Raw genomic sequence first — 21,898 nt, forward strand, 5'->3', positions numbered from 1 at the left:
ACTACTATCAAGGAGGTATAATAATGGAAAAAACATTGAATGTTGAAGGTATGACGTGTGGACATTGTGAATCTGCAGTTAAAGGGGCACTTGCTGAACTGGACGGTGTAAAGGAAGTTCAGGTATCCCTCGACACTGGCAAAGTGGACGTAACGTATGAAGAAGGAAAAGTTACGGACGAGCAGATGAAAGATGCTGTGGAAGAGCAGGGGTATGACGTAAAATAATAGACAGAGCACCCCCGGGCGATTTGAAGTCGCCCGGGGAATTTTTATGAAAATAAAAAGTTATTTACTTATATAATTATATGATTATATAATGGGGGAGGGGTGAAGGTTTGAAGAAAACAAGACTGGAAATAGAAGAGGCGGTGCCCGCTTTAAAACTCCTCGGAGATAAAGCTCGTCTTACAATTCTCGGCATGCTGAAAAATGGGGAGTGCTGTGTCTGTGAGTTCACGGAAGTGCTTGAAATGAGTCAGCCCTCTGTAAGTCAGCATCTGCGCAAACTGCGTGATGCAAAGATCGTGAAGGAAGACCGTCGGGGACAGTGGGTGTTCTATTCCCTGAATGAGAGCTATGAAGCGTATGATCTAGTCCTGGGTGTCATCGATCACGTCTCGGACCAATCGGAAAAGATTGCAGAACTTGAGAGACAGGGAAAAAGAATTGAATGTAAATAGAGGAAGGATGACGATGTTTTGGCAATACTTGCAACAGCGATATTTCTTGCAACGCTGGTTCTCGTAATCTGGCAGCCGAAGAATCTCGGAATCGGATGGACCGCCTGTGCCGGGGCGATAGTGGCCCTGCTACTGGGAGTGGTGGATTTCGGTGATGTGCTGGACGTAACGGGAATCGTCTGGAATGCAACGCTTGCGTTCGTAGCAGTTATACTTATATCTTTAATTTTGGATGAAATCGGTTTTTTCGAATGGGCAGCTTTACATATGGCCCGGATTGCTAAAGGGAACGGAAAGTTGATGTTCGTGTACGTAACGCTGCTAGGGGCAGTGGTAGCGGCTCTTTTTGCTAACGACGGGGCCGCGCTGATCCTTACACCGATTGTACTGGCGATGGTGCGGAATCTGAATTTCAAAGAAGCGATGATTCTTCCCTTTATCATGGCCAGCGGCTTCATTGCCGATACGACTTCCCTTCCCTTTATCGTAAGTAATCTGGTGAACATCGTATCTGCAGACTTTTTCGACATAGGGTTCGTCGAGTATGCGTCACGGATGATTATACCGAATCTGTTCTCGCTGCTTGCGAGTATAATCGTGCTGTACGTATTTTTCCGTAAAGATATGCCGGAGAATTATGATTTGAGTCAGCTGAAAGTTCCGAAAGAAGCGATCAGGGACCACGCGATGTTCCGTATGTCCTGGGGTGTGCTCGGTCTCCTGCTCATCGGGTATTTTATCAGCGAACCGCTCGGCATTCCGGTCTCCATCATAGCCGGCATCATCGCTCTCTTCTTCCTGCTGATGGCCCGGAGAAGCAGTGCTGTCGAGACGATGACCGTGGTCAAAGGAGCGCCGTGGGCTATCGTGTTTTTCTCTCTCGGCATGTATATCGTCGTGTACGGACTCCGTAATGCAGGACTGACGGACGTACTGGCCGGTGTCATCCAGGCTGCGGCGAACCAGGGTATGTTCTCTGCTACGGTGTCGATGGGCTTCATTGCGGCGATTCTTTCCTCGGTTATGAACAATATGCCGACCGTTATGATCGATGCTTTGGCTATAGCGGAGACGAATACTTCCGGGGCGATTCGGGAATCTCTTATATATGCGAACGTTATCGGCTCCGATCTCGGTCCGAAAATCACTCCTATCGGATCGCTGGCTACGCTTCTGTGGCTGCACGTACTGTCTATGAAGGGGTTCCGTATTTCCTGGGGGTACTATTTCAAAGTAGGAATTGTACTGACCGTCCCCGTCCTGTTCATTACGCTGTTCGGATTGTATCTATGGCTCACATTTATACTTTAGAAAGGGGAATGTATTATGAGTAAACCGGTAATTTACTTTTTATGTACGGGAAACTCCTGCCGCAGTCAGATGGCGGAGGGTTTCGGTAAAAAGTATCTGGGTGACAAGTATGAAGTGAAATCAGCAGGAATTGAGGCACACGGACTGAACCCGAAAGCTGTGGAGGCGATGGAGGAAAAAGGGATAGACATCAGCGGACAGTCGTCGGAAGTTATCGATAACGTCTTGTTGAACCGCGCCGCTTACGCGATCACCCTGTGCGGGGATGCGAATGACAAGTGTCCGATGACCCCTGTTCAGGTGGTACGCTATCACTGGGGCTTCGATGATCCGGCACGTGCAGAAGGAACGGAAGAGGAGAAGTGGGAAGTCTTCCGCCGGGTGCGTGATGAAATCGAAGAAAGAATAAAACGATTCGCCGACGAAGAAGCATAAAGAAAAATTAAGAAAAGCGGAAACTTCCGGGTAGAAGCGCTGGCCTAAGCAGGAGGCTTACTTTTCGGGTGCCTTATCCCGAAAATAAGTGTACTGCTTAGGACATGAGCTTCTGGAAGTTGCAGCTGGATCACGAAAAGCCGCCCCCGCGTCTGTGACCATGATTTAATGAATAACAGAGGCACCAGAACCGAAAACTATTGTTCGGTTCTGGTGCCTCTGTTTGGTTCTATTGGGAACTTATTCTTTTTCAAAAGGCGGGTGCTGCTTGAATTTCTTATAAAAGTTCATAGTGGAAGCATATACGTAGAAGCGTCGTTTGGGGCTTTTTTCCACACTGAAGTTAAACATAGGGTTTATGGCTTTATTTTCCTTGAACATTCTCTTTATCGTCTTCTTGAGTTCGCTGTCTGCGATGTATTTCAACAAAAGCTTCTTGGGAACGACCGTATAAAGCTTTTCATTTTCCGCTTTCACAGGAGTGATCTCCCGTTTCTGCAGATGCTCTTCTACGTAATATTCTACAGGGTTGTGTCCTCCAACTGTCATATAATAGTTACTTCGTCCCAAACGGGGGTTCAGTTCGAAAAACTTATATTTTCCGTCTTTTTGGTCATACTTAATATCAAAGTTCGCAATTCCTGTGAAACCGGTATGTTCCACGATTTTCTTTGCATGTTCGACTACTTCGTCGTTACTGAACGTTCTTATAGCCAAAGGGTTCCCTCTGCCACCGGGTGTGTGGTCTTCCAGCAGCACCTGGCCATACGACGCCAACTTCGTTTCGCCATCCTGACCCACATACAAAGTCAATATCCTCATTGCTGAATCATCACCCGGTACATATTCCTGCAGGATGACACTTTTATGAAGACCGGCTTTTTTAAGTCTGGCAGTGACATCCTCAAGTTCCTCCCGGTTCTCGCATATGAATACTTTCTTCTTACCTTCGAAATCGGTTGATTCATACAGGGCCCGGTCGGTAGGCTTTATAACCACGGGGAAGGAAAAGTTCACATCGTCGCCCGGAGATGCATCATCATTCAAATAGGTGTATTTCGGGTAAGGGACTCCTACTTTTTCACAAATATCGTAGAAACTTGTCTTATGGATTATTTTTTGAAGCGTCTGATTGTCCACATACGGAATAACCCAGTCATCGCCAAGTTTTCCATGGAAATCAACGATGGATTCAATATGCCAGTCGTTGCTTCCAATAAGTATTTTCGGCTGATCAGGGTACATGCTGCCGATTTCTTTCAATTTGGCGAGCAAAACATCTTCCTCTCCCATCGACTTTTCTGTCATAGGGACAATAATGGACGACTTGTCTATCGGTCCTGCAGTCTGTTTGGAAAGACTGATCGACTTTACATTATAGGCTTCGTGAAAGGAGCGGACGATGCTGTACGTGCCGATATTCGCTCCGAGGACTACGGGGATAAATGGTTGTTGTTTGAGCATAATGGACTCCTTTTTCATTATTTTATAGATAAAAAGCCCGAACTGAAATAATAGTCCGGAAGCTCCTGTATAAACGGTTGGTAAGCCAAGAATTATTGTAACATCGTTTTCATTTACATTCTAGACAACTTTGCCCCTTTATGAAAACACTGGGTGCAGGAATTCAGGGGTAAGCAGGGTGCGCCTTTTCAATCTCTGATCAGCGGCAGGGTGCAGCAGCGGAAGGAACCGCCTGATTTAATGATTTCCGAAAAATCATGTTCGATAACGTGGAATCCGAGTGAACGTAATTCGTTGTTCATTCTTTCCTGGAAAGGGAGGCTGACTACGGTGCGGTTTCCGAGAGACAGGATGTTAGGTCCCATGTAAAACCGTTCGTTCTCTGTGACCGGTATCGTAACCGGATACCGGGTTTTAATTTTCCGGAGTCCCCCTTCTGAGAAAGCGGGAGGATAAACGATGGCAGTTTCCTGATCCAGGATGGAAAGGACACAGTCGAGGTGAAGTATGTCTTCTTCCAGCGGCAGGGGTTCGACCGAATAGCCGGGGAACCTCTTCTTCAAATCTTTCACTGCGTCGCTGGATGTACGTTTGGCACGTCCCACCCATATAACGTCCCCGTCTGTGAGAACGTCGCCTCCTTCAATGTGACCGTCCGGGGAACTTTCATAAGGGATGGAGTACATATCAAGCCATTCTTTCAGTCTTTCGGATTCGCCCTGACGTACGGGTTCTTCCATAGAAGCGAGGACCAGCCTTTCTCCGACAGCAAAAGCAACATCTCTTGTGAAAACCTGTTCGGGGAGATCCGGGAAAGCCGATAACTCAAGGACTTCAACTCCGTTTTTTCGCAGTATATCCAGGAAACCGGCATGTTCACCGGCGGCACGTTCCCGGTTTATGTTCGAATTTTTATAGTGCTTTTGTGTATCATTGATCGGTTCCGTTATTTTCATATAATCGGGCGGGGTGACAATCACTTTTTTTAAAGAGCCGTATTCGTTGGTACAGCTTACACGGGAGTGGGGTGCAGTTTCTTCCATAAGCTCTTCTCCTCCTGAGTTAAGGTACCTCTGTTTTCCCCCTCGGGCTTCCTGTCAAACGTTCAGACCTTTTTGACTGCGTAAGGCCGGGCTAACGTAAAGAAAGTAACGAGGCCGAGTGAGGAAGTCGAAAACAGAATGAGCCCCATAGGCACGGCTGTCGATTCATCCAGTCCGGCGAGCGGTGAAACGGCAGCCCCGAACAGGAGAGGAAGCATGCCGAGTACGGCACTTGCACTCCCGGCCCGGTGCCCCTGTTTCTCCATAGCCAGGGTAAAAGTACTGGTAAGTACCATCCCCATGCAAGTCATATAAATGAAGATGGATATGACGAGAGTGGGCAGAGGTCCTTTCGTGATCGTCATGATCAGGAGAAAAAACGTCGCAGCCACAGCAGTAATGACGGCGGTCTGGAGCAGTTTCCGCTCGTGGATGATCCCTCCGAGACGTCCGATCAGAAAGCTCCCTGTAATAATGGCAAGCCCGTTAATTCCGAACAGGATACTGAACACTTGGGGACTCACTCCGTAGATCCCCTGATAAACGAACGGTGTACCCGATACGTAGGCGAAGCTTCCTCCGTGAACGAAGCCGATTGTGAGAGCGTAGCCGATGAAGGAGCGATCCACGAGCAGCCGCCCGATCGTTTTTACGGAAGCACCGACGGAACTCGGGGTCCTTCTTTCTTTCGGGAGCGTCTCCGGCAGTTTCCACGTCACGGTAAATACGATAATCAGGCCGAGTAAGGAGAGAAAGTAAAAAATCGTGTGCCATGAAGAAAAAGGGAACCATAAAATCGCTCCGCCGGCCATCGGTGCAATCATCGGTGCTGTAGCATTGATGACCATCAGAAGAGCGAAAAATTTCGTCAGCTCCCTCCCGTCGAACACGTCACGGACGACAGCACGGGACAGGACGACTCCTGCGGAGGCCGTGAATCCCTGGAGAAATCTTGCGATGATGAGAATATAAATATTCGGAGCAAGCGCACAGAGCAGGGATGCGATAGCGAACAGAAACAGGAAAACTGTGAGCGGTCTTTTTCTGCCCGAAGCATCACTGATGGGGCCGACAACGATTTGACCTATCGCAAGTCCGATGAGGCAGGCGGTTAAGCTCAGCTGGACCATGGAAGCGGTCGTCGCGAGGTCCCGGGCGATTCCCGGGAAACTCGGTAAATACATATCTATATTGAGCGGCCCCATAATCCCCAGCATTCCAAGCAGAAGGGCCAGGCCGAAACGTTCCTTTCCGGTCGGATTATGTAACATGGATTGAACACCTCTTTTGTCGTTATATCCCTCCATTTTATACCTCTGTGTCACAATATGCTAACCCTTACCCATAAAAAAATGAATGTTTTTCTACCGAGGAGGGTATGGGGGAGTAGGAAGATTTATAGGAGGGGTCATTTATGACATATAAGACAGTTATACTCGGCACAGGACCTGCAGGACTTACAGCAGCGATTTACCTGGCCCGCGCGAATATGGAACCGCTGGTCATCGAAGGACCGGAACCGGGAGGGCAGCTTACCCTGACTACGGAAGTGGAGAACTACCCCGGGTTTGCGGACGGTATTATGGGTCCGCAGCTGATGGATGATATGAAGAAACAGGCCGAACGTTTCGGAGCCGAATTCAAAAGAGGATGGGTGGAAGAGGTGGATACTTCCGACCGCCCTTTCAAACTGAAAATCAACGGTATGGAGGATATTGAAACGAGAAGCCTGCTTATCTCTACCGGGGCCTCCGCCAAAATGCTCGGAATTCCCGGGGAGAAAGAGAACATAGGGAAAGGCGTAAGCACCTGCGCTACGTGTGACGGCTTCTTTTTCCGCGATAAGAAACTGGTTGTAGTCGGGGGCGGAGATTCCGCGATGGAAGAAGCGAACTTTTTGACGAAGTTTGCAAGGGAAGTGCAGATCGTCCACCGGCGCAACGAACTGAGAGCTTCCAAAATCATGCAGGACCGTGCCAAAGCCAACGAGAAAATAACGTGGGCACTTAATAAGACACCGGTGGAAATGCAGTCGGACGGTCTGAAAATCAGCGGACTCAAAGTGGAGGATAAGGAAACGGGAGAAGAAGAAGTTATTGAAACGGACGGAGTATTCGTAGCTATCGGCCACAATCCGAATACGGAGTTCGTGAAAGGGAAACTGGACATGGACGAAAAAGGATATCTGCTCGTGGAGCCCGGAACGACCAACACGAACGTAGATGGTATATTCGCCTGCGGCGATGTGCAGGACGCGAAGTACCGTCAGGCGGTTACAGCTGCCGGTACAGGGTGCATGGCAGCGATGGATGCCGAACGTTTTCTGGAAGGTGAAGCGGTCATCGACTGGAGTCAGACCTTGTCGTAACATAAAAAAATAGAGCACTGAACCGGTCCGGATGCGGTACATCATACATGGTGGAACGTTCCCGGACCGGTTTTTCATACGTGCATGAGGAAGATCTGCTTTTCTTTAAATTCCCTGCTGTATCGCGTATAATTAATTGTGAAATGATTCACGTTGGAAAGGCGGTAACGGGAATGAAAGAATGGAATCTGCTGTTAAAAAAAGAGTGGAAAAAAGTTTCGGTGATTATTCTCGCTGCCCTGCTGCTGACTTTAAGCATTATCGGGCAGGGGTATCTGTTCGTCACAATCGTGGACCGCGTTTTTATAGAAGGGGGAGGTCTGTCGGCTGTGCTCGTACCGCTGACACTCCTGCTCGGAGTATTGTGGCTCCGTACGGGTGTCAGTACTGCGATAGCCCGTACCGGGGTCCGGCTGGCCTCTGGAGCCAAACGTATGATGAGAGAACGGCTGCTTCACAAAATATCTGGAGCCTCCGTCGGAGAATCCGGACAGGTGGAGGCCGGGCGACGGGTGAGCGTGTTCATGGATGCAGTGGAAGAGACGGACAGTTATTTCAGCGGCTATGTACCTCAAGTGATACAGTCGCTGATCGTCCCTTTTTTCCTATTTATCACGATTGCAATGATTCATTTGAATTCTGCCTTCATCATCCTTGCGACTTCCCCTTTCATCCCGCTTTTTTATATTATCATCGGGATGAAAACGAAAGAGAAGTCGGAGGAGAAGGTGGAAGAAATGAACGCGCTCTCCGGAAAGTTTCTGGATATTTTGCAGGGTCTGACCACGCTGAAGCTGTTCCGTAAAGCGAAAGTCCAGAAAGAGACGATTGAAACCAGCAGTCTGAGGTTCCGCGATGCGACGATGGAAGTGCTGAAAACGGCGTTCGTGTCATCTCTCATGCTGGAACTTATTTCTATGTTGAGCATCGGGCTCATTGCTCTTGAAATCGCTCTGCAGCTGATCATATTTGAAAATATGAACTTTTTCACAGCTTTTTTCATTCTTATTCTCGCGCCCGAGTTCTATAACTATCTGAAGCAGCTCGGTTTCGCTTTTCATACGGGTCGCACAAGCATGGGAGCAGCGTCGAAGGTTTTTGAGGAAATCAATAAACCGGAAGACGAGATGCAGTGGGGGGAGAAAGAGCTTCGTTTATCCCGCCCGCCTCACATCACGCTTCGTAACGTGACGTACCGCTACGGAGAAGACGGGTTTCACACCGGCCCAGTCAGCGTAGATTTGCCGCCGGGGAAAAACCTTGCAATTGCCGGACGGACCGGTTCCGGAAAATCGACGCTCCTTCACCTGATCAGCGGACTGATGCCGGTGAAAGAAGGAACGATTGAGGTGGAAGAGGAGGACCTGCACGAGTACCGCGAGGATGAATGGATGAATCACGTCAGCTATATATCCCAGGATCCCTACATCTTCTCGGGAACATTGGAAGAGAATATTATCATCGGTGCCGGAAGACGTCCTGCCGCGGGGGAAGTGGAAACTGCACTTGAAAAAGCAGGTCTGTACGAGCTGACGCAGCGACTAGAGCGCGGGATGGACACGCTTTTAGGTGAAGGAGGAAGAGGTCTGTCCGGAGGAGAAAAGCAGCGGCTGGCGCTCGCCCGGGCCTTTCTTAAGGATCCGTACATCGTTCTTCTCGACGAACCTACCACCGGGCTGGACCTGGAGACAGAACGTATTCTGAGCGAATCGCTGACGGAATTGTCGCAGCAGGCAACGATGATTACGGTAGCCCACCGCCTGCATACTATACGGGAGTCGGATGAAATACTGTTTCTGGAAGACGGCCGCGTGGCAGGTCAGGGAACACATGAAGAGCTGTTCGGCACCGTAGATGAATACCGCCGGATGACGACGGCGAGCCGGGGAGTGGAAGTGCAATGAAAGAACTGCGAACTGTATTGGCTCTCGTAGCAAGAGAAAAGAAGGATATATGGTTTTCCATCGTATTCGGGGTGCTGGCCGGCCTGACGACAGTGGGGCTGTTCGGCGCAAGCGGATACCTCATTTCAAAAGCTGCTCTCGCTCCGCCTCTTTATACGCTCATTATCGTTATCGCCATGGTGAAACTGTTCGGTTTTACAAGAGCGCTCGGGCGGTATGTGGAACGGCTGTTTTCGCACCGGGCCACCTTCACGATTTTAAGTCATATCCGGACGCGTTTTTTTGAACTGCTTGAACCGGAAGTGCCGCACATATTCCGGAAATACCGGAGCGGGGATCTTCTCGCACGGGTCATCGGGGACGTGGAGAGCCTGCAGAACTTCTTCCTGCGGGTCTATTACCCCCCGATTGTGCTTCTCATCGTATTTTTGAGTACTATCATTTTCACTGCATTTTTCTCATGGATGCTCGCTCTGCTGTTCTTTCTCGGCCTGGTCATCGTAGGAGTGGTAATTCCGTTCATAGCTACTCTGAAACAGCGGAAGAGCCAGTATTCCGTGAGAGAAGGCCGTGGTATTCTCTCCACGAAGCTTGCGGAGTGGCTGTACGGCTTCCGTGATTTGAAAATATATCAGAAACAGGAAGAAACAGAGGCAGAGCTCAGGGAATCGATGGAGAAATACGAAGCCGCTCATGAACGGCAGCAGCTGCAAATGGCTGGCGGGGAAGGCTGGAACCTGCTGGCTTCTCTGACAGCGACATGGGCTGTCGTACTCGTTTCCGTCTGGCAGATCGGAGCCGGGGAGCTGGACGGGATTTTCCTTGCCATGTTCATCATGATTTCTCTTATGGTGTTTGAAGATGCCGGGCCGATGGCGAACGTGCCGAGGCATCTGGAAGATAACAGAAACGCAGCGGAGCGCCTGTTCTCCCTTCCCGGACGGACCGGCAGACACTCGGGCGATGTCTCTCTCGAATCATCCGGACCGCTTTCGTTTTCCATGGAGAACGTAACTTACTCGTTTCCGGAAAGTCTGACTCCTGCCCTTCAGGATGCGACTATCTCTTTTCCTGCCGGCTCCAAAACGGCCATCGTCGGCGCCAGCGGGTCAGGGAAGTCGACGATCCAGCAGCTCCTTCTTTCTATGGACGTGCCCGAAGCAGGGTTTATAAAAGTACAGGGGGAAGACATGCAGAGGGTGAGTCAGGAAAGCGTGTGGAAAGAAGTGAACGCTATCCTGCAGGAAAGCCATTTCTTTTACGGGACGGTCAGAGATAACCTTCTCCTTGCCGATAAAGACGCCGATGACCGTAAAATGCAGGAAGTGCTTGAGCGCGTGAAACTGCCGCATCTGTCCCCTGAACATCCGGTAGAGGAAAAAGGAGGAAACCTCTCAGGAGGAGAGAAGCAGCGACTTGCGCTGGCCAGGGTTTACCTGAAGCCGGCCCGTACGTGGATTCTTGACGAACCGTTTTCCTCGGTGGACGCCCTTACCGAAAGCGAACTGATGCAGGACTTTTGGGAAACAGCGGCTCAGGATACCGTTATTCTTATCAGCCATAATCTTAAAGGGCTTGAACAGATGGATAACATTGTCGTCGTTGAACAGGGACAGGTGATAGAAAAAGGAAGTTATGAGGAACTTATGGAGAGGAAAGGGTACTTCTACAGAATGAAACAGCTTGAAAATACGCTTATCGGTTAATAAGAAAAAGATCGTCTTTCTTTTCGGAAAGGCGATCTTTTTATGTGGTCCGGCATGGGGAGATAGAAGTATCTGTAAGGAAAGCCCTTACAAAGGCATCCATTTTTTAGTAGTATGAAGAGAGGAGGGATTACTATGAATGAACAGCCAGTCAATTTAGGATATGACACGTATCTGATTGACGGATACGATATGGGATTTGAAGGCAGAACCGGTACTTACGTTCTTAACAACAAATACGTGACCCTGGTTGAAACCGGCCCGGCCCCTTCTGTCGAAAAAATCAGAGAGGGCCTCGATTCTCTCGATATTTCTCTTGAGGATGTCAAATATGTCATCGTGACCCACGTCCATCTGGATCACGCCGGGGGAGCGGGACTGCTGCTTGAGTCCTGTCCGAATGCAGAACTCATCGTCCACCCGAAGGGGAAGCGCCACCTCGTGGATCCTTCCCGGCTTATTAAGGGAGCGAGAGCCGTCTACGGCGAAGACTTCGACCGATTGTTTGCACCGATTCATCCCGTTCCGGAGGAGAAAGTGATTGAAAAAGGGGAAGAGGACGTGCTCACAATCGATGACACAAGAGAGCTCAAATTCTTTGATACCCCAGGACATGCCAAACACCACCTCGGTATCTATGACCCCGTGACCGATGGTATTTTCACCGGGGATACGGCCGGGATCAGATATCACCAGGTAGAAGGCATGACTTTTTATCTGCCTTCCACGTCTCCGAACCAGTTTAATCCGGAAGAGATGACGGCACAGATCCAGCGCTTCCGCCACATGAGACCAGCGCGTCTCTATTTCGGTCACTACGGTATGACAGAGGAGCCGGAAAAAGCACTGACTCAGGTGAAAGACTGGCTTTCCGTATTCGTGGAAACTCTCAGACAGGAGGATTCTGCAGAAGCGATGGAGAGCCGCCTGCTTGAAAAAGTTTCCGGATATTTGAGGGAAAAGGGAGTGCCGGACGATCACGACGTTTATGATATTCTTCGTCTGGATATGAAAGTATGTGCGATGGGAATGTATGATTATAAACAGAAAGAAAGTTAGAAAAATGTATAAGAATGAGCGGTCCTACCAGGGAGGCCGCTCTTTCCTATGTTCTGACTTTATATAGATGCCGCAGGTCTTTGATGAATTCCGGATGGAGAGCTCTTGCGAAGAGGGGATAGTTATTTAGTTTTATCCCTGCTCCGTAGTAATACGCCTGCCATACCAGTTTGGTGCAGTACTGTTTATCACCGGTATCTTTCAGATCGGTGAAAAACCGGTAAGGGGCCCGGGGGTTCGATTCGTAAATACGCTCGGCAAAAGCGGCTGCCCGCACCCCGGCTTCTTCATCCCTGGCCCGGTACAGGGAAAGACGTGCAAACTTGCGGAAAAAGTGATCGGCTTCGTCTTTTTTTAAACCTTTTGGAATGGAATGGATGACGCAGTCATCTTCTGTGACGATTCCGACGTGACCTATATAGAAAGAATCTTTCTCACCAATCGGTGAAAACAGAAGATCACCCGGTTGCAGCCCGGGGCGTGACGTCGGGGCTGCCACTTTTCGAGGTTTAAAAAAGAGGAAGACGCTTAAAAAAGTGGCGAGTCCGGCTATGATTTTTTTCATGGGTTCTGGCTCCTTTTGAAACGTTTCGTTTTGTCTATCGTATAGGAGAAGGAGAGAGAAGACAATCAGAAAGGAAGGGTTACATATGCAACAGCCGGCAGGCTTCTGGGTCCGTTTGGGAGCGAGTATTCTTGACTCGCTGATTATCGGAATTATTCTGGCGCTTCTTGCCTTCCTCGTTTACGGGGATATCACCAGAGCAGGGGAAGGATCTGCGCTCGATGCGCTATCATTTCTTTACTCCCTGTTGCTTCCGGTTTTCTGGCGGGGGTACGTCATAGGGAAGAAGCTGATGGGCATCCGTATCGTAAAAGTGAGCGGGGAGGATGTAACCATCGTCAACATGCTGCTTCGTCTCGTAGTGGCAGGAATCGTCTACGTTCTCACCATTGGTATCGGTGTGATCGTCAGTGCCTTTATGGTAGGTTTGCGCGATGATAAACGAGCGATACATGATTTGATAGCCGGTACACAAGTCATCCACGACGGAGAGGGTTAACTTCCTCCCTGTCGTGGTATTTTATTAGTAATACACGCTCATTAAAGGGAGGTTACCATTATGAAAGTGCCCGTGGTGACAGGTATAACGGCCTTCGTTTTCTTTCTGGTTCTGTTCATTATCATTGACAGCCCGCTTCCCTTGGTCGGTGCGCTTTTCGTCGCAGTTTTCATTTCCGAGATAGCTTTCTATCATTACATTGCACAAAAACGCGCCCGGCTCCGACATCCCTCTGATTGAGGTTGCCTTCTTCTTTCTGTACAATGTCGTTATGTGTAAATTTAAGAAGAAGGTGTGACATTATGACAGAGCGCTATATTGTGATCGGTGCAGGCATTCTTGGTGCTTCCGCTGCCTATCACTTACGGAAAGCCGGAAAAGAGGTAATGGTGATCGATCGTAACGATGACGGGCAGGCTACTGCGGTGGCGGCCGGGATCATCTGTCCCTGGCTTTCCTTAAGAAGGAACAAACGCTGGTATCGTTTAGCCTCGGGGGGAGCCCGTTACTACCCCGAACTAGTCCGGCAACTTGAAGATATGGGAGAGACGAATACAGGCTACAAGCAGGTCGGTGCCATAAAAATGCACCAGAAAGAAGAGAAGGCCCGGGATATGTATGAACGGGCCTTAGCCAAAAAGGAATATACCCCGGAGATGGGGGAAGTCACGTATCTTGACCACGGGAAGCCGAAAGAATATTTCCCGCCTCTGGATGAAGCTTACGCAGGTGTCCATGTGAGCGGGGCGGCCCGGGTGAACGGACGGGAAGTCCGGGATGCGTTAATTCGTGCCGGGAAGAAACTCGGCGTTGCGTTTGTAGAAGGGTCGGCGGAACTTCTGTATAGAGAAAACCGGGTCTATGGCGCAAGCGTGGACGGCACTCATTACGAAGCGGACCAGGTGATTGCGGCTAACGGCGCCTGGGCGAAGGAACTGCTTTCCCCGCTTGGACTTCACGTGGAAGCCGAACCTCAGAAAGCACTTATCGCTCACCTTGATATGCCGGGAGCGGATACGGGAAACTGGCCGGTATTGCTTCCGCCGGGCAATAAATATATGCTCACCTTTGAAGACGGCAGGATTGTCAGCGGAGCCACCCAGTCCTCGGATGAAGGATTCGATCACGGGGTGAGAGCTTCGTTGCTCCAGGAGATCATCAGTAAAATGATCGAGGTGGCGCCGGGCCTTGAGAATATGGAGTTCCACGCTGCGAAAATCGGTTTCCGTCCTTACACTCCCGGATCGATGCCCGTGTACGGGAAAGCGCCGGGTGTGGAAGGTCTGTATATCGCTAACGGTCTCGGTGCTTCGGGTCTCACGGCAGGTCCGTACATCGGGGCGGAGCTCGCCCGGCTTGTCACCGGTGAGGAAACGGAACTGGATCCGTCGGATTATACAGTTGAACAGATTATGGAATAGAAAAAGCGCGATTTCCTCAAATGGAGGAAATCGCGCTTTTGTTTAGGGAGACACGTTTTAGTTTTGCAGCGTACGTACGAACTCTTTCGCTACTGCTACTGTAGATTGAGGGTTCTGACCGGTGATCAGCTTGCCGTCTGTTTCCACGTGCTCGGACCAGTTCGGTGCGGAAAGGAAATGTGCACCACGTTCCCGCAGTTTGCTTTCAAGAAGGAAAGGCATATGCTGATCAAGCGTAGTGTCCGCTTCTTCCGCGTCCGTAAACGCATTTACGCTTTTGCCCTGTACGAGATACTGTCCGTCCGAAAGTTTTACGTTCACGAGAGCAGCAGGCCCGTGGCATACGGCAGCCAGTGGTTTTTCGGATTCGTACGTTTCTCTCAGCATGCTTTGAAGTTTTTCGTTATCCGGGAAGTCGAACATTGTACCGTGACCGCCTGGAAGGAAAACGGCGTCGAAGTCCTCTGCGTTCAGACTGTCAATCGGAGTCGTATTCTCAAGCATCGGTTTAGCGTCCAGGTTCTCCTGAGGTTCATCATCGCTTACACTGTTCGGGTCTACCGGAGACTGACCGCCGCCTGGGCTGGCTACCGTTACGTCGAAGCCGTGCTGTTTGAATTCGTTATAGGCTTCGGCGAATTCTGAAAGCCAGATACCTGTCGGTGTGTCTTCATTGATTTTATCATGGTTCGTTACAATCATTAGTACTTTCTTACTCATATCTGTAAACACTCCTTATTTTCTGGTTTGTTGCTCACAACCTATGTATACCCAAGTTGCCGTAAATGTTAAACAATCGCTGCTGAACAGATGGCTCCGCCATTCAGAACTCCAGTCCCACCTGTTTCGGGCCAGAGCACCCGAAGCCCGGAGGGGCTGTTTATCTTATGACTTCTAACCGGAAGTTTCCGCTTTTCTTTGTGCATGTGGCTTGCATACACAGGGAAAGGCTGATTAAATTAACCTGTATGTAACATTAGAAGAAGGGGACGGTTTCCATGGAAACAAATGACTGGTCACAAGTTCAGAAAACGGAGGGTCCGCTGACGCTCGTAATTGCCGATTTTGACGGAATGCATCTCGGTCATTACAATTTATTGCGCCAGGCCCGTAAACGGGGGCATCAGATAGCGGTACTTGATACTTCCGTAAAAGAAGAACGGCTGCTCACCCCTTTTCATCATAAAAAAGAACTGCTGGAGTCTTTCGGCATAGACTTTTATTATAAAGAATCGGATGAAGAGAATATCAGGCAGGGTGTGGAAACACTTGCACCCTCGCATGTTATAATAGAAGAAGAAAATTCAGCTGTCCGTGATGCTGAAGTCTTTTCCATTCAACATGTATCGGCTCCGGAAATCAGGACGCTGATTGAAGAAGGAAAAGTGGAAGCCGCCACAGCCAAACTGGGCCGTCCCTATGCCATGAAAGCGACGGTCACAAGAGGACAGGCTCTTGGTCGTGAGCTCGGGTTTCCTACAATAAATCTTGGTGGTGCGGGTGAATACGTAAATCCCGCTCCCGGCGTTTACATCGGGTCTCTTCTCATTCACGAAGAGACACCGAGGAGTTATTATGCATTGATCAGTGCCGGATACCGTCCGACGGTGAAAGGTACCACCTATAAAGTGGAAGCATATATTCTGGACTTTCAGGAAGACATTTACGATAGAGATATCACACTTTCTTTCTTAAGGCACATGCGGGGAGAAGTCGATTTTGACGGTCTCGATGCGCTGGTGGAACAGATGAAACAGGACGAAGTCGACGCACGTGAAGTTTTGGGATTACAACAAAGAAAAGGAGACTGACTCCCATGGGGTAGTACTTGTAGAAATATGCGACAGCAACTTACTGAGCACGATAGACGCAGAAGGGATTCTGGAAGAGGAGTATCCGGCAGTGGATGTGCTGATCAGCGACTGCCTGTCCTATTGCGGTCTTTGTGCCATTAAACCTTACGCTCTTGTAAACAACAAACGGGTCTTCGGCCATTCCGCAGAACAGGCGATGGACAAGATCCGTAAACAGATAGATGAAGAACTTGCAGCTTTCACAGAATAGAAATGGACGTGGAACAGATGGAGTCACTGAAACTCAGCTTGCGCCTTCCGAAAAAAGAGGCACTCTTTCAACTGAATAGAAAAGGGATCACCAGCACGATTGGCTATTTGTTCGTGCTGCTTCTTGTACTTTTTCTCCCTAACATCTACAGTGCTATCACGACGTTCGAAAAAGAACTGACCGAAGTGGCGAGAGGTCTCTATATGGCGCAGGCGCTCGTTTTTTACCCGCTGCTGATCATTTTTCTAATTGTAGCCGGTGTAACTGTCATCGCCGGGGGAGGGCTCCTTCTTTCCAAAGTACTGAAAAGAAAGCTGCGGTACCAGCAGGTTTGGAAGATGACAGCGTATGCCCTCACACTTCCGCTCGTTTTTTCTACGTTATCGACTTATATTGGCCTCCCGGACTACGTAACAGTACTTGTATTCATTACTCCGATCAGCTATTTGCTTTATAAAATGATAACGGTGTATCCGAAGAAGCGTCCCTGACGCTTCTTTTTTTGTGCTGTGGATCCTTTTGCGTGACCTTGAGCCGGCATTTCGCTTTCCGAAGGTCACGATTCCCGTCTAATCGTTACTTTCGGAGGGGAGCAGGGAAGGGGAAAGGCACGATTCCTTGATAATCGTGCCCTTCAGGAAGAAAAACCGGAGCTGAAGGTCACTATACAGCTCCCGCCACCGAATTTTTACTTGGGTTCGGAGCGAGGATAAGGTAAGATAATGGAACATTACAAAGAGGAGGGATAGCGATGAAGAGTGCACTGGTGTTCCAGTCTGATTTCGGTATAAGTGATGGTGCTGTCAGTGCTATGTACGGAGTGGCCCATTCCGTTGATGAACAGCTGCAGCTGTTTACACTGACGCACGAGATTCCGGCTTTTCACATATGGGAGGCCTCGTACCGGCTGTGGCAGACAGCGGGATACTGGAAAAAGGGGACCGTGTTCGTATCCGTCGTTGACCCGGGCGTCGGTTCTAAACGTAAAAGCGTCGTAGCAAAAACCGCAGGCGGTCATTACATAGTGACTCCGGACAATGGGACGCTCACCCATATTCATGAGGCGGAAACGATCGTGGAGCTGCGTGAGATTGACGAGCAGACGAATCGTCTGCCGAATTCCGGGGAGAGCTACACGTTCCACGGAAGGGATATTTACGCCTACACAGGTGCGCGGCTCGCATCAGGTACGATTACTTACGAAGATGTGGGTCCGCGGTTACCCGCAGATTCTTTTATTTCCCTCCCTCTTCATTATCCGGAAGTCGACGGGGAAAAGATTGAGGGTACGGTAGATATTCTTGATATCCAGTTCGGGAATCTGTGGACGAATGTGCCGCGCGAAGCTTTTCATCAACTGGGTATTACTCACGGCGATTCCGTGGAAGTTACGATCGGGCATGGGCGACGGCAGCATTTTCACCAGCTGATGACGTTCGGTCATTCATTTGCGGATACGCATAAAGGAGAGCCTCTCGTATACATCAATTCCCTCGACCGTCTTGCTGTAGCCATCAATCAGGGTTCTTTCGCAAAAGCCTACGATGTGGGCACGGGACCGGACTGGCACATTCTTTTCAGAAATTTGTAGGTTGAAAGGTGTAGTAAAATGGGTATAGTGAAAAAAAGAGAGAGGGGAGATTTTACATGAATTACGTACAGCTACATAACGATGTCTCGATGCCGCAGCTTGGATTCGGGCTCTGGCAGGTAGAAACGAAAGATGCGGAACCGGCAGTAACGAAAGCACTTCAGACCGGCTACCGCTCCATTGACACGGCAGCCATCTACGGGAACGAAGGTCAGGTAGGAGAAGCGATCGCCAAGAGCGATATCCCGAGAGAAGAGTTGTTCATTACGACCAAAGTCTGGAACAGTAATCACGGATACGAAAAAACGCTCGAAGCCTTTGAAGAGAGCCTTATTAAACTGGGCACCGACTACGTGGATCTTTATCTCATTCACTGGCCGACTCCGGAATATGATGACTACGTGGAAACATATAAAGCGATGGAGAAGCTTCAGAAAGAAGGGAAAGCCCGGGCGATAGGTGTGTGTAACTTCGATATCAGTCACTTGGAGCGTCTTCTCGATGAATGTGACGTGAAACCTGCGGTGAACCAGGTGGAATGCCACCCTTACCTCGCACAAAAAGATATTAAAGACTTCTGTGAGGAACACGGTATTCAAATGGAAGCATGGAGTCCTATTATGCAGGGCGGGGAAGTGCTTGAGAATCATTATGTGCAGGAAATCGCTAAAAATCACGATAAAACAGGAGCTCAGGTTATTCTGCGCTGGCATTTGCAGAACAACCGGGTAGTCATTCCGAAATCTGTAACTCCTTTCCGTATCGAAGAGAACTTCGACGTGTTCGATTTTGAGCTGACGCAGAACGAGATGGAGAAACTGAACAGCCTGGACAGCGGTACGAGACTCGGTCCGCGGCCGGAGGACATGAACGCAAAATAATGCACGAGGTGGACAACGCGGGCGAGACGGCCCGCGTTTTTTTATGGAAAAAATTATATGACGAAATAACGCGGTCCGAAAATCTGATATACTTGGATAAGCAGAACCGGAATGGATTCCGGGTGAGGGAAGGAAGGTGTTTTCATGATTTTACATAAGAATGAATTTAACGATCACGATATGGGGAAGCTTGTGAAAGGGGCCATCGTTCCGAGACCGATCGCCTGGGTTTCCTCCATGGATGGACACGGAAGAAAGAACCTTGCTCCCTTCAGCTTTTTCACGGTAGCTTCGATGGACCCGCTGACGCTTGCCATCTCCGTCGGTGAACGGGAAAGGGAGAAAGATACGGCTTTCAATATAAAAGAAACGGAAGAGTTTGTAGTGAACATCGTGTCCGAACCGCTGGCGAACGCCATGCACGAAACGAGCAGGTATTACAGCGCGGAGGAAGATGAATTCGAAGTGGCGGGTATTACGGAAGCGGAAAGTGTTTACGTACGTCCGCCGCGCGTCATGGCTTCTCCGGTGAGTTTCGAGTGCAGGCTGACGCAGGTAGTGGAAATAGGTACATCGAATCTGATTCTGGGAGAAGTCATCGGCTATCATTTACGTGACGATATTTATATGGAGAAGGATAAAGTGGATCCTCATAAGCTTCAGGCCATCGGCCGCATGGCCGGGGATTACACTTTCGTACGGGACTTTTTTCCGTTGCCAACCGATCAGCTTCCGGAATAAAATATATAGAAAGAACAGGACAGGAGGAGAACCATTATGGAATATTATTCACTCGATGAGCTGGAAGTAATGCAGCAGAACGATTTCATCCGGGCTGCTGTGGACCGTGTGGGTGTCGGGGTCGTCATTGCCGACCCGCAGCAGGTGGACACACCGGTCGTTTATGTGAATAAAGGATTTGAAGAACTCACGGGATACGAGGCGAAGGAAGTACTTGGGCGGAACTGCCGCTTTCTTCAGGGACCGGATACGGGAGAAGAGAACTTGGACAAAATTCGGAAAGCGCTTGATAACAAAGAAAATGTGAAAGTGGAACTTCGAAATTATCATAAAGACGGCTCCGAATTCTGGAACGAACTGCAGATTTATACTGTTTTCATCGAAAAATTGGACCAGGATTTCTTCGTCGGAGTACAGCAGGATGTGACGAAAAGAGTGGAAGCAGAGCGTCTCGTCGGACATTATTCCACGGAAGTGAAGCGGCTTTCCACACCTATTGTACCGGTGGAGGACGGGGTATCTATTTTGCCGCTGATCGGGAATGTGGACGACGAGCGTCTCCAGCAGATGCTTGATGCTGTCAGTAACCACGTCCAGGAAGAGAAAGAGGACTACCTGATTCTTGATTTATCCGGAGTTTCCTTCTTCAATGAAGAAATACATATAGGAATCTATCAGCTGAATCAGCTTCTCAACCTGATGGGAACTACTCTCATACTGAGCGGCGTCACCCCGAAATTTGCTATGGGAAGCACGCCTTACGCCAATTTCAGCGAGCTTTCCCTGAGAAGTTATACATCCGTCAAGCAGGCGCTTGAAAGAATCAGAAATGACATTCAGATATAACCTTCATTCGACCGGACCGAAGAGAGGTACCTGCCTTTCTTCCGGTCTTTTTTTATACGGCCTCAGGCGAATAGAAAACTGCCTGTCACAACTCCGATCAGTACTACACCCCAGGCCGGTACTTTGAAAAAGTGAAGGAGGGAAAAGAGTACCAGTGCGAGAGCGAAAGAAGCGTTCGACTGAATAGCGCTTGTCACGACAGGGTCGTAGAAAGCGGCCAGCAGAATACCGACGACGCTTGCATTCACTCCCATCAGCACCCCCTGGAATCCCGGGTGGCTCCGCAGCTCGCTGAGAAAAGGCAAAGCAGCGATCAGGAACAGGAAAGACGGAAGGAACATGGCGATTGTCGCGATGGCCGCTCCGCTTACACCCTCGATCATGGTTCCGATATAACTTGAGAAAGTGAACAGCGGCCCGGGTACAGCCTGAGCTGCCCCGTAGCCGGCGAGAAACTGATCGACATTCAGCCACCCTGACGGCACGATTTCCCGTTCAAGCATAGGAAGTACGACGTGCCCTCCTCCGAATACGAGAGAACCGACCCGGAAAAAGGTATCGAATAATTGCATCAGGATGTGGTCCGTCTGCCGCGCAAGAACAGGCAGTACCAGAAGAAGGGAGACAAGCAGTGCGAGAGCAACCGCCCCCGCCTTTTTCGAAAAAGTGACGGGGAAGGGGGCGGCGTTTGTATCTGCTATTTTTTTGAACAGAAAACTCCCGGCTATACCTGCTGCCCCTATGATTCCGAGCTGCATCCACGCGAACGGGAAAAGGAGCATAAGACAGGCCGCTACGATTGCAATCGTCTGCCTTTTTAAATCCGGCGTCAGTTTTTTGCCGAGCCCTATCAGAGCGTGCAGCACGACGGCGACAGCGACTACTTTTAAACTATGGATGAACGGAGCATCCGCCAATTGGAAATTCTGGTATAAAAACGCGAAAAGGACAAGGAGAACCACGGAGGGCATGGTAAATCCGAACCAGCTGATCATGCCGCCCGCAAGTCCTCCCCGCAGCATACCGATGGAGATACCCACCTGACTGGAAGCAGGACCGGGAAGAAACTGACAAAGTGCGATGATATCGGCGTACGTCTTCTCGTCGAGCCATTTTCTCCGGTCGATGTATTCTTCCTTAAAGTATGCGAGATGAGCGACGGGGCCGCCGAAGGAAGTAAGGCCGAGACGAATGGATGATTTCATTATCTCAAAGAGATGTCTGTTACTGTTCTTCATATGGAAAAGGCTCCTCTCGAGACCGCTTTTATTCAAAAAAGAGAAGAACGGAATTTTCTCCTCCTCAGGAGGTCAACCTA

The 21,898-nt window shown here is 49.6% G+C and carries 24 protein-coding genes; 17 read left to right on the forward strand and 7 right to left on the reverse strand.

All coding sequences use genetic code 11. The features are described 5' to 3' along the window. Positions 1-23 precede the first annotated feature (23 nt). The 4 genes from copZ (at position 24) to arsC (ending at position 2,428) form a co-directional block, all read left to right on the forward strand. Positions 24-227 carry a copper chaperone CopZ gene (gene copZ / locus CKW00_RS05635; RefSeq protein ID WP_008591150.1) on the forward strand — a complete coding sequence of 68 codons (204 nt, stop codon included), beginning with the start codon at positions 24-26 and terminating at the stop codon, positions 225-227. A gap of 110 nt (positions 228-337) precedes the next feature. Further along, positions 338-682: an ArsR/SmtB family transcription factor gene (locus tag CKW00_RS05640; protein WP_095821753.1), complete on the forward strand. Its 345-nt coding sequence runs from the start codon at positions 338-340 to the stop codon at positions 680-682. 18 nt (positions 683-700) lie between these two features. Continuing rightward, positions 701-1,993 carry an arsenic transporter gene (locus CKW00_RS05645; protein WP_095821754.1) on the forward strand — a complete coding sequence of 431 codons (1,293 nt, stop codon included), beginning with the start codon at positions 701-703 and terminating at the stop codon, positions 1,991-1,993. Positions 1,994-2,008: 15 nt separating this feature from the next. After that, positions 2,009-2,428, forward strand: coding sequence for an arsenate reductase (thioredoxin) (arsC, locus tag CKW00_RS05650; protein WP_180962638.1), 420 nt, complete (start codon positions 2,009-2,011; stop codon positions 2,426-2,428). Between the two features lie 240 nt (positions 2,429-2,668). On the opposite strand, the gene CKW00_RS05655 is transcribed toward arsC, so the two are convergent. The 3 genes from CKW00_RS05655 to CKW00_RS05665 form a co-directional block, all read right to left on the reverse strand. Further along, positions 2,669-3,892, reverse strand: a complete 1,224-nt coding sequence (locus CKW00_RS05655; RefSeq protein WP_095821756.1) for a carboxylate--amine ligase — start codon at positions 3,890-3,892, stop codon at positions 2,669-2,671. 188 nt (positions 3,893-4,080) lie between these two features. Continuing rightward, positions 4,081-4,935 (reverse strand): dimethylarginine dimethylaminohydrolase family protein, encoded by an 855-nt coding sequence (locus CKW00_RS05660; RefSeq protein ID WP_095821757.1) that lies wholly within the window; start codon positions 4,933-4,935, stop codon positions 4,081-4,083. 62 nt (positions 4,936-4,997) lie between these two features. After that, entirely contained in the window at positions 4,998-6,206 is a 1,209-nt protein-coding gene (locus CKW00_RS05665) for a Bcr/CflA family efflux MFS transporter (protein WP_095821758.1), read from the reverse strand. Between the two features lie 143 nt (positions 6,207-6,349). On the opposite strand from CKW00_RS05665, the gene trxB reads away from it, so the two are divergent. The 4 genes from trxB (at position 6,350) to CKW00_RS05685 (ending at position 11,972) form a co-directional block, all read left to right on the forward strand. After that, complete coding sequence (gene trxB, locus CKW00_RS05670) at positions 6,350-7,303, forward strand: thioredoxin-disulfide reductase (RefSeq protein WP_095821759.1); 954 nt, start codon at positions 6,350-6,352, stop codon at positions 7,301-7,303. Between the two features lie 173 nt (positions 7,304-7,476). Continuing rightward, positions 7,477-9,207: a thiol reductant ABC exporter subunit CydD gene (gene cydD, locus CKW00_RS05675; RefSeq protein WP_095821847.1), complete on the forward strand. Its 1,731-nt coding sequence runs from the start codon at positions 7,477-7,479 to the stop codon at positions 9,205-9,207. Beyond that, positions 9,204-10,913, forward strand: a complete 1,710-nt coding sequence (cydC, locus tag CKW00_RS05680; protein ID WP_095821760.1) for a thiol reductant ABC exporter subunit CydC — start codon at positions 9,204-9,206, stop codon at positions 10,911-10,913. Before cydD ends, cydC begins: the two co-directional genes overlap by 4 nt. A gap of 135 nt (positions 10,914-11,048) precedes the next feature. Next, positions 11,049-11,972 (forward strand): MBL fold metallo-hydrolase, encoded by a 924-nt coding sequence (locus tag CKW00_RS05685; RefSeq protein ID WP_095821761.1) that lies wholly within the window; start codon positions 11,049-11,051, stop codon positions 11,970-11,972. A 46-nt stretch (positions 11,973-12,018) separates the two neighbouring features. Here the strand turns inward: CKW00_RS05685 and CKW00_RS05690 are convergent, their stop codons facing one another. Next, on the reverse strand, positions 12,019-12,537 hold the full coding sequence (locus CKW00_RS05690) for a YiiX/YebB-like N1pC/P60 family cysteine hydrolase (protein ID WP_095821762.1): 519 nt from the start codon (positions 12,535-12,537) through the stop codon (positions 12,019-12,021). 85 nt (positions 12,538-12,622) lie between these two features. Between CKW00_RS05690 and CKW00_RS05695 the strand changes: the two genes are divergently transcribed. After that, on the forward strand, positions 12,623-13,036 hold the full coding sequence (locus tag CKW00_RS05695) for an RDD family protein (protein ID WP_095821763.1): 414 nt from the start codon (positions 12,623-12,625) through the stop codon (positions 13,034-13,036). Positions 13,037-13,060: 24 nt separating this feature from the next. Here the strand turns inward: CKW00_RS05695 and CKW00_RS13670 are convergent, their stop codons facing one another. Continuing rightward, a complete protein-coding gene (locus CKW00_RS13670) occupies positions 13,061-13,231 on the reverse strand; it encodes a hypothetical protein (protein WP_158221281.1) in 171 nt (56 codons plus the stop codon). A 107-nt stretch (positions 13,232-13,338) separates the two neighbouring features. Between CKW00_RS13670 and CKW00_RS05705 the strand changes: the two genes are divergently transcribed. Continuing rightward, a complete protein-coding gene (locus CKW00_RS05705) occupies positions 13,339-14,457 on the forward strand; it encodes an NAD(P)/FAD-dependent oxidoreductase (protein ID WP_095821764.1) in 1,119 nt (372 codons plus the stop codon). Positions 14,458-14,514: 57 nt separating this feature from the next. On the opposite strand, the gene CKW00_RS05710 is transcribed toward CKW00_RS05705, so the two are convergent. Then, a complete protein-coding gene (locus tag CKW00_RS05710; RefSeq protein ID WP_095821765.1) occupies positions 14,515-15,177 on the reverse strand; it encodes a type 1 glutamine amidotransferase domain-containing protein in 663 nt (220 codons plus the stop codon). A 278-nt stretch (positions 15,178-15,455) separates the two neighbouring features. Here CKW00_RS05710 and CKW00_RS05715 point away from each other — a divergent pair, with 278 nt between their 5' ends. From CKW00_RS05715 to CKW00_RS05745, 7 genes are all read left to right on the forward strand, one after another. After that, positions 15,456-16,268 carry a riboflavin kinase gene (locus CKW00_RS05715; protein WP_095821766.1) on the forward strand — a complete coding sequence of 271 codons (813 nt, stop codon included), beginning with the start codon at positions 15,456-15,458 and terminating at the stop codon, positions 16,266-16,268. Then, the gene (locus CKW00_RS05720) at positions 16,231-16,521 is read left to right on the forward strand and encodes a DUF1450 domain-containing protein (protein ID WP_008591192.1); all 291 of its coding nucleotides are present in this window, start codon (positions 16,231-16,233) and stop codon (positions 16,519-16,521) included. The genes CKW00_RS05715 and CKW00_RS05720 overlap by 38 nt, the downstream gene beginning before the upstream one ends. A gap of 2 nt (positions 16,522-16,523) precedes the next feature. Beyond that, positions 16,524-17,012 carry a DUF1189 family protein gene (locus tag CKW00_RS05725; protein ID WP_233129725.1) on the forward strand — a complete coding sequence of 163 codons (489 nt, stop codon included), beginning with the start codon at positions 16,524-16,526 and terminating at the stop codon, positions 17,010-17,012. Between the two features lie 260 nt (positions 17,013-17,272). Next, the gene (locus tag CKW00_RS05730; RefSeq protein WP_095821767.1) at positions 17,273-18,112 is read left to right on the forward strand and encodes an SAM hydrolase/SAM-dependent halogenase family protein; all 840 of its coding nucleotides are present in this window, start codon (positions 17,273-17,275) and stop codon (positions 18,110-18,112) included. A 56-nt stretch (positions 18,113-18,168) separates the two neighbouring features. Beyond that, complete coding sequence (locus CKW00_RS05735) at positions 18,169-18,993, forward strand: aldo/keto reductase (RefSeq protein ID WP_095821768.1); 825 nt, start codon at positions 18,169-18,171, stop codon at positions 18,991-18,993. Between the two features lie 144 nt (positions 18,994-19,137). After that, entirely contained in the window at positions 19,138-19,734 is a 597-nt protein-coding gene (locus CKW00_RS05740) for a flavin reductase family protein (protein ID WP_095821769.1), read from the forward strand. A gap of 36 nt (positions 19,735-19,770) precedes the next feature. Then, positions 19,771-20,580 carry a PAS domain-containing protein gene (locus CKW00_RS05745; protein ID WP_095821770.1) on the forward strand — a complete coding sequence of 270 codons (810 nt, stop codon included), beginning with the start codon at positions 19,771-19,773 and terminating at the stop codon, positions 20,578-20,580. Positions 20,581-20,642: 62 nt separating this feature from the next. On the opposite strand, the gene chrA is transcribed toward CKW00_RS05745, so the two are convergent. Continuing rightward, on the reverse strand, positions 20,643-21,818 hold the full coding sequence (gene chrA / locus CKW00_RS05750) for a chromate efflux transporter (protein ID WP_095821771.1): 1,176 nt from the start codon (positions 21,816-21,818) through the stop codon (positions 20,643-20,645). Positions 21,819-21,898: the final 80 nt, after the last annotated feature.

The sequence above is a fragment of the Salimicrobium humidisoli genome (assembly GCF_002295105.1).
Taxonomy (GTDB): Bacteria; Bacillota; Bacilli; order Bacillales; family Halobacillaceae; genus Salimicrobium; species Salimicrobium humidisoli.

Excerpts from the sequence above, each read along its gene's own strand:
- copZ (WP_008591150.1), top strand. The coding sequence starts at position 24 with ATGGAAAAAACATTGAATGTTGAAGGTATGACGTGTGGACATTGTGAA.
- arsC (WP_180962638.1), top strand. The coding sequence starts at position 2,009 with ATGAGTAAACCGGTAATTTACTTTTTATGTACGGGAAACTCCTGCCGC.
- CKW00_RS05655 (WP_095821756.1), bottom strand. The coding sequence starts at position 3,892 with ATGCTCAAACAACAACCATTTATCCCCGTAGTCCTCGGAGCGAATATC.
- CKW00_RS05660 (WP_095821757.1), bottom strand. The coding sequence starts at position 4,935 with ATGGAAGAAACTGCACCCCACTCCCGTGTAAGCTGTACCAACGAATAC.
- CKW00_RS05665 (WP_095821758.1), bottom strand. The coding sequence starts at position 6,206 with ATGTTACATAATCCGACCGGAAAGGAACGTTTCGGCCTGGCCCTTCTG.
- trxB (WP_095821759.1), top strand. The coding sequence starts at position 6,350 with ATGACATATAAGACAGTTATACTCGGCACAGGACCTGCAGGACTTACA.
- cydD (WP_095821847.1), top strand. The coding sequence starts at position 7,477 with ATGAAAGAATGGAATCTGCTGTTAAAAAAAGAGTGGAAAAAAGTTTCG.
- cydC (WP_095821760.1), top strand. The coding sequence starts at position 9,204 with ATGAAAGAACTGCGAACTGTATTGGCTCTCGTAGCAAGAGAAAAGAAG.
- CKW00_RS05685 (WP_095821761.1), top strand. The coding sequence starts at position 11,049 with ATGAATGAACAGCCAGTCAATTTAGGATATGACACGTATCTGATTGAC.
- CKW00_RS05690 (WP_095821762.1), bottom strand. The coding sequence starts at position 12,537 with ATGAAAAAAATCATAGCCGGACTCGCCACTTTTTTAAGCGTCTTCCTC.
- CKW00_RS05695 (WP_095821763.1), top strand. The coding sequence starts at position 12,623 with ATGCAACAGCCGGCAGGCTTCTGGGTCCGTTTGGGAGCGAGTATTCTT.
- CKW00_RS13670 (WP_158221281.1), bottom strand. The coding sequence starts at position 13,231 with ATGATAGAAAGCTATCTCGGAAATGAAAACTGCGACGAAAAGCGCACC.
- CKW00_RS05705 (WP_095821764.1), top strand. The coding sequence starts at position 13,339 with ATGACAGAGCGCTATATTGTGATCGGTGCAGGCATTCTTGGTGCTTCC.
- CKW00_RS05710 (WP_095821765.1), bottom strand. The coding sequence starts at position 15,177 with ATGAGTAAGAAAGTACTAATGATTGTAACGAACCATGATAAAATCAAT.
- CKW00_RS05715 (WP_095821766.1), top strand. The coding sequence starts at position 15,456 with ATGGAAACAAATGACTGGTCACAAGTTCAGAAAACGGAGGGTCCGCTG.
- CKW00_RS05725 (WP_233129725.1), top strand. The coding sequence starts at position 16,524 with ATGGACGTGGAACAGATGGAGTCACTGAAACTCAGCTTGCGCCTTCCG.
- CKW00_RS05730 (WP_095821767.1), top strand. The coding sequence starts at position 17,273 with ATGAAGAGTGCACTGGTGTTCCAGTCTGATTTCGGTATAAGTGATGGT.
- CKW00_RS05735 (WP_095821768.1), top strand. The coding sequence starts at position 18,169 with ATGAATTACGTACAGCTACATAACGATGTCTCGATGCCGCAGCTTGGA.
- CKW00_RS05740 (WP_095821769.1), top strand. The coding sequence starts at position 19,138 with ATGATTTTACATAAGAATGAATTTAACGATCACGATATGGGGAAGCTT.
- CKW00_RS05745 (WP_095821770.1), top strand. The coding sequence starts at position 19,771 with ATGGAATATTATTCACTCGATGAGCTGGAAGTAATGCAGCAGAACGAT.
- chrA (WP_095821771.1), bottom strand. The coding sequence starts at position 21,818 with ATGAAGAACAGTAACAGACATCTCTTTGAGATAATGAAATCATCCATT.